This window comes from Streptomyces sp. NPDC090083, from assembly GCF_044747445.1.
GTDB lineage: Bacteria > Actinomycetota > Actinomycetes > Streptomycetales > Streptomycetaceae > Streptomyces.
Window position 1 is genome coordinate 630,944 of sequence record NZ_JBIVED010000001.1, and the last position, 12,967, is coordinate 643,910.

Annotated in this window: 12 protein-coding genes; 11 read left to right on the forward strand and 1 reads right to left on the reverse strand. The window is 69.4% G+C overall.

Annotated features, from left to right (window positions below; all coding sequences use genetic code 11):
* Nucleotides 1-12: 12 nt before the first annotated feature.
* Nucleotides 13-411, forward strand: coding sequence for a RidA family protein (locus ACIPTO_RS02585; RefSeq protein ID WP_401188857.1), 399 nt, complete (start codon nucleotides 13-15; stop codon nucleotides 409-411).
* Nucleotides 412-451: 40 nt separating this feature from the next.
* Complete coding sequence (locus tag ACIPTO_RS02590) at nucleotides 452-997, forward strand: GNAT family N-acetyltransferase (RefSeq protein WP_401188860.1); 546 nt, start codon at nucleotides 452-454, stop codon at nucleotides 995-997.
* A gap of 30 nt (nucleotides 998-1,027) precedes the next feature.
* Here the strand turns inward: ACIPTO_RS02590 and ACIPTO_RS02595 are convergent, their stop codons facing one another.
* The gene (locus ACIPTO_RS02595) at nucleotides 1,028-1,603 is read right to left on the reverse strand and encodes an adenylosuccinate lyase (protein ID WP_366311649.1); all 576 of its coding nucleotides are present in this window, start codon (nucleotides 1,601-1,603) and stop codon (nucleotides 1,028-1,030) included.
* A 374-nt stretch (nucleotides 1,604-1,977) separates the two neighbouring features.
* On the opposite strand from ACIPTO_RS02595, the gene ACIPTO_RS02600 reads away from it, so the two are divergent.
* The 9 genes from ACIPTO_RS02600 (at nucleotide 1,978) to pssA (ending at nucleotide 12,918) form a co-directional block, all read left to right on the forward strand.
* Nucleotides 1,978-3,783, forward strand: a complete 1,806-nt coding sequence (locus ACIPTO_RS02600) for a 3-hydroxyacyl-CoA dehydrogenase family protein (protein ID WP_401188863.1) — start codon at nucleotides 1,978-1,980, stop codon at nucleotides 3,781-3,783.
* A gap of 136 nt (nucleotides 3,784-3,919) precedes the next feature.
* The gene (locus ACIPTO_RS02605; protein WP_366311653.1) at nucleotides 3,920-4,729 is read left to right on the forward strand and encodes a TetR family transcriptional regulator; all 810 of its coding nucleotides are present in this window, start codon (nucleotides 3,920-3,922) and stop codon (nucleotides 4,727-4,729) included.
* Between the two features lie 421 nt (nucleotides 4,730-5,150).
* Entirely contained in the window at nucleotides 5,151-6,488 is a 1,338-nt protein-coding gene (ccrA, locus tag ACIPTO_RS02610; protein WP_366312730.1) for a crotonyl-CoA carboxylase/reductase, read from the forward strand.
* 8 nt (nucleotides 6,489-6,496) lie between these two features.
* Nucleotides 6,497-8,557 (forward strand): protein meaA, encoded by a 2,061-nt coding sequence (locus ACIPTO_RS02615; protein ID WP_401188866.1) that lies wholly within the window; start codon nucleotides 6,497-6,499, stop codon nucleotides 8,555-8,557.
* Nucleotides 8,554-9,525: a CoA ester lyase gene (locus tag ACIPTO_RS02620; protein ID WP_366311657.1), complete on the forward strand. Its 972-nt coding sequence runs from the start codon at nucleotides 8,554-8,556 to the stop codon at nucleotides 9,523-9,525. Before ACIPTO_RS02615 ends, ACIPTO_RS02620 begins: the two co-directional genes overlap by 4 nt.
* A gap of 5 nt (nucleotides 9,526-9,530) precedes the next feature.
* Nucleotides 9,531-10,043: a MaoC family dehydratase gene (locus ACIPTO_RS02625; protein WP_401188869.1), complete on the forward strand. Its 513-nt coding sequence runs from the start codon at nucleotides 9,531-9,533 to the stop codon at nucleotides 10,041-10,043.
* 2 nt (nucleotides 10,044-10,045) lie between these two features.
* The gene (locus tag ACIPTO_RS02630) at nucleotides 10,046-11,251 is read left to right on the forward strand and encodes an acyl-CoA dehydrogenase family protein (protein ID WP_366311661.1); all 1,206 of its coding nucleotides are present in this window, start codon (nucleotides 10,046-10,048) and stop codon (nucleotides 11,249-11,251) included.
* Between the two features lie 169 nt (nucleotides 11,252-11,420).
* A complete protein-coding gene (locus ACIPTO_RS02635) occupies nucleotides 11,421-12,077 on the forward strand; it encodes a phosphatidylserine decarboxylase (RefSeq protein ID WP_366311663.1) in 657 nt (218 codons plus the stop codon).
* A gap of 22 nt (nucleotides 12,078-12,099) precedes the next feature.
* Nucleotides 12,100-12,918: a CDP-diacylglycerol--serine O-phosphatidyltransferase gene (pssA, locus tag ACIPTO_RS02640; RefSeq protein WP_401189675.1), complete on the forward strand. Its 819-nt coding sequence runs from the start codon at nucleotides 12,100-12,102 to the stop codon at nucleotides 12,916-12,918.
* Nucleotides 12,919-12,967 lie beyond the last annotated feature (49 nt).

Here is a 12,967-nt window from a genome sequence, read left to right on the forward strand (position 1 = left end):
CACCATGGACGCATGAGTGATCTGACGAGGATTCCCGCCCCCGACGGCGTCGCCCCGGCGACGGCCTACACGCACGTCGTCATGGGCACCGGCCGATTCGTCGCGATCTCGGGCCAGCTCGCCCTGGACGAGGACGGAGTGCTCGTCGGCGAGGACGACGCGGCGGCCCAGGCCGGCCAGGTCTTCGAGAACCTCCGCCGCTGTCTCGCCGCGGCGGGGGCCGGCTTCGACGACGTCGTCAAACTGACCTACTACGTCACGGACATGGCCCACATGCCGGCCATCCGCGCGGCCCGCGCGACCCACATACCCGACGACCGCCTCCCCGCCGCGTCGGCGGTGCGGGTCGCCGGGCTGGTGCGACCGGAGTTCCTGATGGAGATCGAGGCGTTCGCGGTGGTCGCCGAATAATCGGAGGCGGGCCCGGCCGTCGCCTCCCTAGGGTGCCGCCATGAGCGACCCCGAGTCCGTGCGCATCCGCCCGATGACCCTCGCCGACTGCGACCGCGTCTCCGAAATCCGCGTCCTGGGCTGGCAGTTCGCGTACCGCGGCCTCATGCCGCAGCCCTTCCTCGACGCCCTCAGCGCGACGGCCGACGCCGAGCGGCGCCGGGCCCGTTTCGTGGAAGGCGACGGCAGCGTGCTGAACCTCATCGCCTCGGTCGGCGACGAGATCGTCGGCTGGGCCGCGCTCGGCCCGTACCGCGACGACGAACTCCGCGCCGGGGACGCCGAGTTGTACGCGATCTACCTCGACCCGAAGCACGTGGGCACCGGCGCGGGACGGGCCCTGATGCGGGAAGCGCTACGGCGGTGCGCGGCTCTCGGCCACGACCGCGTCTTCCTCTGGGTCGTCCGGGGCAACGCCCGCGCCCGCCGCTTCTACGAGCGCGCGGGGTGGCGGGCGGACGGCGCGGAGGAGCCGTACGAGGTGGCGGGGCTGTCGGTGCCCGAGCTGCGCTACGTCAGGGAGTTGAGGGGTACGTCAGGGAGTTGAGAGGTGGGAACCCGGCCCGCCCCCGCCCGCTCACCGCTGTCTCGGGATCCTCCCCAGCGCGTGCACCGCCGCCTCCGCGAGGGCCGGGTGAGCCAGCGCGTCGTTCAGTACCGGTCGTGCGCGCGGGTCGGCCAGTTCGCCGAGGCCCTCCACGCAGGCGAGTGCCACGCGGCGGTACGGGTCGTGCGGGCGGAGACGGCGCTGGAGAGTGGTGATGAGGGCGGGGACGGACTCGGGGGCGCGGAGGTCGGCCAGGAGGCGGACCGGGTGCAGGGCGTAGGCGACGCGGAGTTCGTTGGTGGCGAGGGCTGCCGCCGCACGGGCGGTGCGGGGGTCGTCGAGGCGGGCCAGGGCGTACGCGGCGGAGGCGCAGCGCTGCGGGTCGCGGTGGTTGAGGAGGAGGACCAGGGACTCGAAGGCCCGCCGGTCACCCGCGAGCCCCAGCCGGAACGCGGCCAACTCCCTTGCCCAGAGGGGACGGCCAGGGGCGGTGAGGACTTCCGCGAGTTCGTCGGGGTCGCCGGTCGCCACGAGACGCTCGTACGGCATCGCCCCTCCCGACTCCCGCCGTAAGCGCTCCGTGAGTGATCGCAACTCTTCGTCCATGAAACCGAGCCTATGGGTGTCGTCGGACACCTGGGACCCACATCTCCAACTCGGGGGCTGGCGCGCTCGTTACTGACGGGTTAAGCTCAGACGAGCGAGTTACCCACTCGCGGATCTCCTCGCGGTGGCCTGGTGACGCAGCCGCCGTCGGGGACACCTCCCCACTCCCTTGAGGCAGTGGGGTGAGCAGTCGGTTCGGCGCCTCGCGCGCCGCAGTACGACCAGGCCTGGGACAGGGCCGGTCGGAACTCCCTCTTCCCGCCGGGCGTGTGCGCTCGTTGCCCGGTACCACCCGCACTCCTTCCCGCACTCCGTGCGCCCCTCGGCGTACGGAGTGCGCCCCCAGTCGTCACCCTCATTCCAGGAGTCCCGCGATGGCAGCTCCCCTGTCCCACGCCCCTCTGTCCCCGTTCAAGACCATTGCCGTCGTCGGTCTCGGCACGATGGGCACCGGTATCACCGAGGTCCTCGCCCGGGCCGGCCGCGAGGTCGTCGGCATCGACGTCGACGAGGCCGCGACCGCCCACGCCGTCGCCGCCCTGGAGTCCGCGACGGCCCACGCCGTGCGGCGCGGCAGGCTGACCGAGCAGGAGCGCGCCGACGCCCTCGCCCGCGTCCGCACCTCCACCGACCTGGCTGCCGCGGCCGACGCCGACCTGGTCATCGAGGTGGCCCCGGAGTCGTACGAGATCAAGCACCAGATCTTCCGTGAGCTGGACGGGATCGTGCGTCCCGGCACCATCCTCGCGACCGGCACCAACGCGCTCTCCGTGACCCGGCTGGCGGCCGACTCGGCGCGCCCCGAGCGGGTGTTGGGGCTGCACTTCTTCAACCCGGCGCCCGCGATGAAGCTGGTCGAGGTGGTCTCCTCGGTGCTGACCGCGCCGGCCGCCGTCGCCGCCGTCACGGACCTCGCGATGGAGCTCGGCAAGGAGCCCGTCGCGGTCGGCGACCGGCCCGGGTTCGTCGCGGACGGGCTGCTGTTCGGCTACCTCAACCAGGCCGCCGCGATGTACGAGGCGAGGTACGCCTCCCGCGAGGACATCGACGCGGCGATGCGGCTCGGCTGCGGACTGCCGATGGGCCCGCTCGCACTGCTCGACCTGATCGGCATCGACACCGCGCGTACGGTCCTGGAGGCCATGTACGCCGAGTCCCACGACCGGCTGCACGCCCCCGCGCCGATCCTGAAGCAGCTCAGCGAGGCGGGCCTGACCGGCCGTAAGACGGGTCGCGGCTTCTACTCCTACGAGACTCCGGGCGGTGGGGCCGTCGTGCGGGACGCGCTGTCGCCGGCCGAGGGCGCGCGGCTCACGCCGGGCCGTACGGTCCGCTCGGTCGGGGTCGCCGGTTCCGGGACCATGGCGTCCGGTATCGCCGAGGTCTTCGCCAAGGCCGGGTACGAGGTCGTGCTCGCCGCGCGCAGCGAGGAGAAGGCGGAGGCCGCCAAGTCCCGTATCGGGACGTCGCTCTCGCGCTCCGTGGACCGGGGCCGGCTGACGGCCGAGGCCGCCGCGCAGACCCTGGCGCGGATCACTCCGGCGGGCTCCTACGACTCCTTCGCGGACGTCGACCTGGCCGTCGAGGCGGTCGCCGAGGACCTGGAGATCAAGCAGCAGCTGTTCGCGACGCTGGACAAGGTGTGCAAGCCGGGCGCGGTCCTGGCCACCACGACCTCGTCGCTCCCCGTCGTCGCGTGCGCCCGCGCCACCTCGCGTCCGCAGGACGTGATCGGCATGCACTTCTTCAACCCGGCGCCGGCGATGAAGCTGGTCGAGGTCGTCCGTACGGTGCTGACGGCCCCGGACGTCCAGTCGACGGTGCACGAGGTCTGCGGCACGATCAAGAAGCACGCGGTCGACTGCGGCGACCGGGCCGGATTCATCGTCAACGCCCTGCTGTTCCCGTATCTCAACAACGCGATCAAGATGGTCGAGGAGCACTACGCGTCCCTGGACGACATCGACGCGGCGATGAAGCTGGGCGGCGGTTACCCGATGGGCCCCTTCGAGCTGCTGGACGTCGTCGGGCTGGATGTCTCGCTGGCGATCGAGCAGGTCCTGCACCGCGAGTTCCGCGACCCGGGGCTGGCTCCGGCACCGCTCCTGGAGCATCTGGTGGCCGCGGGCTGCCTCGGCCGCAAGACGGGCCGCGGCTTCCGCGAATATGCCCGCCGCTGAGCTTCCGGAGGACCTGTCCGGGAGCGACGGGGACTGGGGCGGGCTCCTCGATCCCACCGGAGGAGCCCTGCCCGCGATGTTTGGTGAAAACCCCCGACGTGCACGGCAAGCTGCGCACATGCAGTACGTTCGGGTCATGCCCCAGCCCGCCAAGCCCTCCCGTACACCAGCCACGCCCGACGCACCGGAGAGTGCCGCGGGCAGTCGTGCCGCCGCCCAGCGCCTCAAGATGCGGCGCGAACTGGCGGCGGCCGCGATGGAGCTGTTCGCGACGAAGGGGTACGAGGCGACCACCGTCGACGAGATCGCGGCCGCGGCCGGGGTCGCGCGCCGGACGTTCTTCCGCCACTTCCGCTCCAAGGAAGAGGCGATCTTCCCCGACCACGACGACACCTTGATCCGGGCCGAGGCGGTGCTCAACGCGGCCCCCGCGCACGAGCACCCGCTCGACACGGTGTGCCGGGGCATCAAGGAAGTCATGCGGATGTACGCGGCCCGCCCGGAGATCTCGGTCGCCCGCTACAAACTGACGCGCGAGGTGCCCACCCTGCGCGAGGCCGAGATCGCGTCGGTGGCCCGCTACGAGCGGCTGTTCACGCGCTACCTGCTGGGCCACTTCGACGAGCACGCGCACGACGACGACGCCAACGACGACCCGCTGCTCGCCGAGGTCGCCGCCTCCGCCGTGGTCACCGCCCACAACCACGTGCTGCGGCGCTGGCTGCGGGCCGGCGGCCAGGGCGACGTCGAGGCACAGCTCGACCACGCCTTCGGGATCGTACGGAAGACGTTCGGCACCGGTATCGGGGCCGGGCGCACCGCGGCCCCCAAGCCGGCCGGCACGGCGGTGCACCGGCACGGCGAGGTCCTGGTGACGGTCGCCCGCACCGACGCCCCGCTGGACGAGGTCATGCGGACGATCGAAGAGGCGCTCCGGGACCGCTGAGCCCCCGCCACCCTGTGATGACGGCCACCCTTCGGGGTGGCCGTTTTGGCATGTCAGGGCCCCTTTTCACGCGGCTTTCCGACCCCGTTCGATCGATCATCGCTCATTTGTTACGTAAAGATTTCACCTGAGAGCGATTCATGGCACTCGGTGCCTTGCGAGGTGACACGCAGTGTCATACGTTGAAGGTGTCCGAGCGGCCGACGTGCAGAAACCTTCCGTACGTCGGCTGTCCCCGCAGGCCACTGGCCCGCGCGCCCGGACGCCTGCGTCACAGGCAACCTCCCGCGCCACAAAGCGCTGCCGAAGCACCACCCCGCCGAACCGACGGCACCTCAGCACCCACCCTCAGCAGCAGCACCGACGTACCCGACCGCGCCCCTCCCTCAGGGCGCACTTCGCCGGAGGCAACACCGTGACCGTGAAGGACATCCTGGACGCGATCCAGTCGCCGGACTCGACCCCGGCCGATTTCGCCGCCCTGCCGCTCCCCGAGTCGTACCGCGCGATCACCGTGCACAAGGACGAGACGGACATGTTCGCGGGCCTCGCCACCCGCGACAAGGACCCCCGCAAGTCGATCCACCTGGACGACGTCCCGGTGCCCGAACTCGGCCCGGGCGAGGCCCTGGTGGCCGTGATGGCCTCCTCGGTCAACTACAACTCCGTGTGGACGTCGATCTTCGAGCCGCTGTCGACGTTCGGCTTCCTGGAGCGCTACGGCAAGCTCAGCGAGCTGACGAAGCGGCACGACCTGCCGTACCACATCATCGGCTCCGACCTCGCGGGCGTCGTCCTGCGCACCGGCCCGGGCGTCAACTCCTGGAAGCCCGGCGACGAGGTCGTCGCGCACTGCCTGTCCGTCGAGCTGGAGTCCTCCGACGGGCACAACGACACGATGCTCGACCCCGAGCAGCGCATCTGGGGCTTCGAGACGAACTTCGGCGGGCTCGCCGAGATCGCGCTCGTCAAGTCCAACCAGCTGATGCCGAAGCCGGACCACCTGTCGTGGGAGGAGGCCGCCGCACCGGGCCTGGTCAACTCCACCGCCTACCGGCAGCTGGTCTCCCGCAACGGCGCCGGCATGAAGCAGGGCGACAACGTCCTCATCTGGGGCGCGAGCGGCGGACTCGGCTCGTACGCCACGCAGTTCGCGCTCGCGGGCGGCGCCAACCCCATCTGTGTCGTCTCCTCGCCGCAGAAGGCGGACATCTGCCGGGCGATGGGCGCGGAGGCGATCATCGACCGCAACGCCGAGGACTTCAGGTTCTGGAAGGACGAGCACAACCAGGACCCGCGCGAGTGGAAGCGGTTCGGCAAGCGCATCCGTGAACTCACCGGCGGCGAGGACGTCGACATCGTCTTCGAGCACCCGGGCCGCGAGACCTTCGGCGCGAGCGTGTACGTCACCCGCAAGGGCGGCACGATCGTCACCTGCGCCTCGACCTCCGGGTTCAACCACGAGTACGACAACCGCTACCTGTGGATGTCCCTGAAGCGGATCATCGGCTCGCACTTCGCCAACTACCGTGAGGCCTGGGAGGCCAACCGGCTGGTCGCCAAGGGCAAGATCCACCCGACCCTCTCCAAGGTCTACTCCCTGGAGGAGACCGGCCAGGCCGCCCACGACGTGCACCGCAACCTCCACCAGGGCAAGGTCGGCGTCCTGTGCCTCGCCCCCGAGGAGGGCCTCGGTGTCCGCGACGAGGAGAAGCGCGCCCAGCACATCGACGGCATCAACCGCTTCCGGAACATCTGAGGACCCTGATGACTGAGCGTCAGACCCCCGACGGGCGGCGGGAGAAGGACCGGCCGTGGCTCATGCGCACGTATGCCGGTCACTCCACGGCCGAGGCGTCCAACGAGCTGTACCGGCGCAACCTCGCGAAGGGCCAGACCGGTCTGTCGGTCGCGTTCGACCTGCCGACACAGACCGGCTACGACTCCGACCACATCCTCGCCCGCGGCGAGGTCGGCCGGGTCGGTGTGCCGATCGCGCACCTCGGTGACATGCGCCGGCTGTTCCAGGACATCCCCCTGGACCAGATGAACACCTCGATGACGATCAACGCCACCGCCATGTGGCTGCTGGCGCTCTATCAGGTCGTCGCCGAGGAGCAGGGTGTGGACATCACCCAGCTCCAGGGCACCACCCAGAACGACATCGTCAAGGAGTACCTGTCGCGGGGCACGCACGTGTTCCCGCCGGTCCCCTCGCTCCGGCTGACGACCGACATGATCTGCTACACGGTCAACCACATCCCCAAGTGGAACCCGATCAACATCTGCAGCTACCACCTCCAGGAGGCCGGGGCCACCCCGGTCCAGGAGATCGCGTACGCCATGTCCACCGCGATCGCCGTCCTGGACGCCGTGTTCGCGTCCGGCCAGATCCCCGAGGACCGCAGGGGCGATGTCGTCGCCCGTATCTCCTTCTTCGTGAACGCGGGCGTCCGCTTCATCGAGGAGATGTGCAAGATGCGCGCCTTCGGCCGCATCTGGGACCGGATCACCCACGAGCGCTACGGCATCGAGAACCCGAAGCAGCGCCGCTTCCGCTACGGCGTCCAGGTGAACTCCCTGGGCCTGACGGAGGCGCAGCCGGAGAACAACGTCCAGCGGATCGTGCTGGAGATGCTGGCGGTGACGCTGTCGAAGGACGCACGCGCGCGTGCCGTTCAACTCCCGGCGTGGAACGAGGCGTTGGGGCTGCCCCGCCCCTGGGACCAGCAGTGGTCGCTGCGCATCCAGCAGGTACTGGCGCACGAGAGCGACCTGCTGGAGTACGCGGACATCTTCGACGGCTCCCATGTCATCGAGGCGAAGGTGGCCTCCCTGGTGGAGGAGTCCCTCGCGGAGATCGACCGCATCGAGGAGATGGGCGGCGCGATGGCCGCCGTCGAGTCCGGCTATCTCAAGTCGCAGCTCGTGTCCTCGCACGCGGAGCGCCGGGGCCGGATCGAGTCCGGCCAGGAGAAGATCGTCGGCGTCAACATCTTCAACACCACCGAGCCCAACCCCCTCACCGCCGACCTCGACACGGCGATCCAGACGGTCGACCCGGCCGTCGAGGCCCGCGTCGTCTCCTCGTTGCAGCGGTGGCGGGACACGCGCTACCAGCCGCCGTTCAACCATCCGCGCCCGTGCAAGGCGCTGGAGCGGCTGAAGGAGGCCGCGAAGGGCACCGGCAACCTCATGGAGGCCACCCTGGAGTGCGCCCGCGCCGGTGTCACGACCGGCGAGTGGGCCGGGGCCCTGCGGGAGGTGTTCGGCGAGTTCCGGGCGCCCACGGGCGTCTCGTCGGCTCCGGTGGCGGTGCCCGCCGAGGAGGGCTCGGCGATGGCCGGGGTGCGCCGCAAGGTGGACCTGACGGCGCGCGACATGGGCGTCGGCAAGCTGCGGTTCCTGGTCGGCAAGCCGGGCCTGGACGGGCACTCCAACGGCGCCGAGCAGATCGCCGTCCGCGCGCGGGACGCCGGCTTCGAGGTGGTGTACCAGGGCATCCGGCTGACCCCGGAGCAGATCGTGGACGCGGCCCTCGCGGAGGACGTGCACGCGGTCGGGCTGTCCATCCTGTCCGGGTCGCACGCCCAGTTGGTGCCGGACGTCCTCGAACGGCTCCGTGTGGCCGGTGCCACAGACATACCTGTCATCGCCGGTGGGATCATCCCCCTTGGCGACGCCGACACGCTGCGGGCCGCCGGAGTCGCGGCGGTCTTCACGCCGAAGGACTTCGACATCACCGGAATCATCGGCCGGATCGTCGACGAGATCCGCAAAGCGAACAAGCTCGATCCTCTGCTCGACCCCATGGAGGTCCCCGCATGACCACGCCCGCTCCCGTCAACCGGCTGCGCCCGCGGCGCTCCTGTCTCGCGGTCCCGGGAAGCAACCCGCGCTTCCTGGAGAAGGCCCAGGGGCTCCCGGCCGACCAGGTCTTCCTGGACCTGGAGGACGCGTGCGCGCCGCTCGCCAAGCCCGATGCGCGGCACACCATCGTCAAGTTCCTCAACGAGGGCGACTGGACGGGCAAGACACGGGTCGTGCGCGTCAACGACTGGACGACCGAGTGGACGTACCGCGATGTCGTCACGGTCGTCGAGGGCGCGGGGCCGAACCTCGACTGCATCATGCTGCCGAAGGTGCAGGACGCCCAACAGGTCGTGGCGCTCGACCTGTTGCTGACGCAGATCGAGAAGACGATGGGCTTCGAGGTCGGCCGGATCGGCATCGAGGCGCAGATCGAGAACGCGCGGGGACTCAACAACGTCAACGAGATCGCCCAGGCCTCGCACCGCGTCGAGACGATCATCTTCGGTCCCGCCGACTTCATGGCGTCGATCAACATGAAGTCGCTCGTGGTGGGCGAACAGCCGCCCGGTTACCCGGCGGACGCCTACCACTACATCCTGATGAAGATCCTGATGGCCGCCCGCGCCAACGACCTCCAGGCGATCGACGGCCCCTACCTCCAAATCCGCAACGTCGACGGCTACCGCGAGGTCGCCCAGCGTGCCGCCGCGCTCGGTTTCGACGGCAAGTGGGTGCTGCACCCGGGCCAGGTCGAGGCGTCCAACGAGATCTTCTCGCCGTCCCAGGAGGACTTCGACCACGCCGAGCTGATCCTGGACGCGTACGACTACTACACGTCCGAGGCGGGCGGCAGGAAGGGCTCCGCGATGCTCGGCGACGAGATGATCGACGAGGCCAGCCGCAAGATGGCGCTCGTCATCTCGGGCAAGGGCCGGGCCGCCGGCATGCTGCGGACGTCCGTCTTCGAAGCGCCGGAGGCCTGAGCACCATGCAATTCGGACGCACCTACGAGGAGTTCGAGGTCGGCGCGGTCTACAAGCACTGGCCCGGGAAGACCGTCACCGAGTACGACGACCACCTCTTCTGCCTCCTGACGATGAACCACCACCCGCTCCACATGGACGCCAACTACGCCGAGAACACGACGGACTTCGGCAAGAACGTGGTCGTCGGGAACTACATCTACTCGCTGCTGCTCGGCATGTCGGTGCCGGACGTGTCGGGCAAGGCGATCGCCAACCTGGAGATCGAGTCGCTCAAGCACGTGGCGCCGACCTTCCACGGCGACACGATCTACGGCGAGACGACGGTGCTCGACAAGACGCCGTCCAGGTCGAAGAGCGACCGCGGGATCGTCCACGTCGAGACCAGCGGCTACAAGCAGGACGGCACGCTGGTCTGCGTGTTCCGCCGCAAGGTGATGGTGCCGACCGAGACGTACATCAAGGAGCGCGGCGGCGAGCAGCCCGGCCGCCCGGACCTTCAGCAGCAGGAGAAGTAGCCATGGCGCGACTCGCCCAGACCGCCGGTCTCACCGACATCCAGCGGGAGATCCTGTCCACCGTCCGCGACTTCGTGGACAAGGAGATCATCCCGGTCGCCACCGAGCTGGAGCACCGCGACGAGTATCCGCAGGCGATCGTCGACGGCCTCAAGGAGTTGGGCCTGTTCGGCCTGATGATCCCGGAAGAGTACGGCGGCCTGGGCGAGTCGCTGCTGACGTACGCCCTGTGCGTGGAGGAGATCGCGCGCGGGTGGATGTCGGTGTCCGGCATCATCAACACCCATTTCATCGTGGCCTACATGCTCAAGCAGCACGGCACCCAGGAGCAGAAGGACCACTTCCTGCCGCGCATGGCGGCGGGCGACATCCGGGGCGCGTTCTCGATGTCGGAGCCGGCGCTCGGCTCGGACGTCTCGGCGATCACGTCGAAGGCGGTGCGGGACGGCGACGAGTACGTCCTGAACGGCCAGAAGATGTGGCTGACGAACGGCGGTACGTCCTCGCTCGTCGCGGTCCTCGTGCGAAGTGACGAAGGACACCCGGAGGGCACGGCGCCCCACAGGTCGATGACGACCTTCCTGGTCGAGAAGGAGCCCGGCTTCGGAGAGGTCCGGCCCGGCCTCACCATCCCCGGGAAGATCGACAAGATGGGCTACAAGGGCGTCGACACCACCGAGTTGATCATGGACGGCCTGCGGATTCCGGCCGACCGGGTGCTCGGCGGGGAGACCGGCCGAGGTTTTTACCAAATGATGGACGGAGTCGAGGTGGGCCGCGTCAATGTGGCGGCGCGTGGCTGCGGGGTCGCTCAGCGTGCCTTCGAGCTGGGCGTCTCCTACGCGCAGCAGCGCCACACCTTCGGGAAGGCCATCGCCCAGCACCAGGCGATCCAGTTCAAGCTGGCGGAGATGGCTACCAAGGTCGAGGCCGCCCATGCGATGATGGTCAACGCGGCACGCAAAAAGGACTCCGGGGAGCGAAACGACCTTGAGGCAGGGATGGCGAAGTACCTCGCCTCCGAGTACTGCAAGGAGGTCGTCGAGGACGCCTTCCGGATCCACGGCGGGTACGGCTTCTCCAAGGAGTACGAGATCGAACGCCTCTACCGCGAGGCGCCGATGCTGTTGATCGGCGAAGGTACCGCCGAAATCCAGAAAATGATCATCGGGCGCAGGTTGCTCGAAGAGTATCGATTCCAGGGCTGATTGTCCGTTTCGGGGTGTTTTCTCCGAGAAGAAGATCACACCCCGTCAACGCTCCTCAGCCGCCGACTCGGCTTCCTGGCTTACCCAGTTGTGGCCCACGACCGGTACGATCCCGGGAAAGCCGCCGTCCCCCGTTACAGCGCGGCATCATCCGCTACGAAGGTCATCCATGCCCCACAGCCAAACCTCTGCACCACGCGACAGCCTGGCAGGCGTACGCCTCGCGCGCGGAGCATCGCCGTGGCTCCTGCCGACTGTCGCCACCGCAGCCCTCAGCCTGGTACGCGCACGCAAGTCCGGCGCCGCCAAGGTCGTGGCCGTACCCGCCACCGCGCTCGCGGCGGGCATGCTGTGGTTCTTCCGCGACCCCGAGCGCGAGATCACCCGGGGCCGGGTCATCTCGCCCGCCGACGGTGTGGTGCAGAGCATCATGCCGTGGAAGGACGGTCGCACCCGCGTCGCCATCTTCATGAGCCCGCTGAACGTCCACGTCAACCGCGCGCCGCTCTCCGGCATGGTCACGTCGGTCGAGCACATCCCGGGCGGTTTCGTTCCCGCGTTCAACAAGGAGAGCGAGAACAACGAGCGGGTCGTCTGGCACTTCGACACCGAGCTCGGTGACATCGAGATGATCCAGATCGCCGGCGCCGTCGCCCGCCGGATCGTCCCCTACGTCCCGCAGGGCACGAAGGTCGAGCAGGGCGAGCGCATCGGACTGATCCGCTTCGGTTCGCGTGTCGACATCTACCTCCCCGAGGGTGTCGACGTGGACGTGGAGGTCGGTCAGAAGACGGTGGCTGGGGTGACTCGCATTGACCGTGATTGATCCGGAGACACAGGCGGGCTGGGTGCCCGACGCCGACGAGGTGGACGACGAGGAGGAGATGCCTCTTTCTCTCCGCCTCTCAATAGCGGACACCCTCACCCTCGGCAACGCCACCTGCGGCTTCATGGCGGTGTACTTCACCACCACCGGCATCCTGATCCCGCACCTGACGGGCAACGACGAGTCGACCGGCATGGCCCGCCACAGCGCGGCCACCGCGGTCATCCTGATGCTGTGCGCGGCGGTCTTCGACCTCTTCGACGGCCTCGTCGCCCGCAAGCTGCGCTCCTCCCCCATGGGCGCGGAGCTGGACAACCTGTCGGACCTGATCAGCTTCGGCCTCGCGCCGGCGTACTTCGTCCTCGTCTACGGCATGGTCGCCGACGACGCGCACCAGAGAGTGGCGGCGGTCGGGGCGATCGTGGTGCTCCTGGCCGTGGTGCTCAGACTGGCGCGCTTCTCCTGCGTGACCCCGCCGAACGGCATGTTCCAGGGCATGCCCTCTCCCTTCGGCGCGCTCACGGTGGTCTCGATCGTCCTGCTGGAGCTGCCCTTCGTGGCGACGCTGCTGGCGATCCTGGGCACCGCCTGGCTGATGGTGAGCCGGGTCGAGTACCCGAAGCCGCGGGGCCGTCTCGCGGTGGCGATGCTGACCTGGATCGTGCTCGGCGTGGGTCTCCTGGCGGCCTGGGCGTTCGACGCCCCGGGCGGTCAGCTGCTCCTCCAGACCGGCTGCGCGCTCCAGCTGGTGACGGGCGCGGTCATCCCGCTGTTCGCGACGGCCCGCCGCGTGAACAACTTCCGCGACAACCGTCGCGAGGCGCGGGCAGCACAGCCGTAGCAGTTCTTCGATAGTGCCGAAGGGCCCCGGACCGGTTCACGGTCCGGGG

Coding starts and splice junctions, on each gene's coding strand:
- ACIPTO_RS02585 (WP_401188857.1), top strand. CDS start 13: ATGAGTGATCTGACGAGGATTCCCGCCCCCGACGGCGTCGCCCCGGCG.
- ACIPTO_RS02590 (WP_401188860.1), top strand. CDS start 452: ATGAGCGACCCCGAGTCCGTGCGCATCCGCCCGATGACCCTCGCCGAC.
- ACIPTO_RS02595 (WP_366311649.1), bottom strand. CDS start 1,603: ATGGACGAAGAGTTGCGATCACTCACGGAGCGCTTACGGCGGGAGTCG.
- ACIPTO_RS02600 (WP_401188863.1), top strand. CDS start 1,978: ATGGCAGCTCCCCTGTCCCACGCCCCTCTGTCCCCGTTCAAGACCATT.
- ACIPTO_RS02605 (WP_366311653.1), top strand. CDS start 3,920: ATGCCCCAGCCCGCCAAGCCCTCCCGTACACCAGCCACGCCCGACGCA.
- ACIPTO_RS02615 (WP_401188866.1), top strand. CDS start 6,497: ATGACTGAGCGTCAGACCCCCGACGGGCGGCGGGAGAAGGACCGGCCG.
- ACIPTO_RS02620 (WP_366311657.1), top strand. CDS start 8,554: ATGACCACGCCCGCTCCCGTCAACCGGCTGCGCCCGCGGCGCTCCTGT.
- ACIPTO_RS02625 (WP_401188869.1), top strand. CDS start 9,531: ATGCAATTCGGACGCACCTACGAGGAGTTCGAGGTCGGCGCGGTCTAC.
- ACIPTO_RS02630 (WP_366311661.1), top strand. CDS start 10,046: ATGGCGCGACTCGCCCAGACCGCCGGTCTCACCGACATCCAGCGGGAG.
- ACIPTO_RS02635 (WP_366311663.1), top strand. CDS start 11,421: ATGCCCCACAGCCAAACCTCTGCACCACGCGACAGCCTGGCAGGCGTA.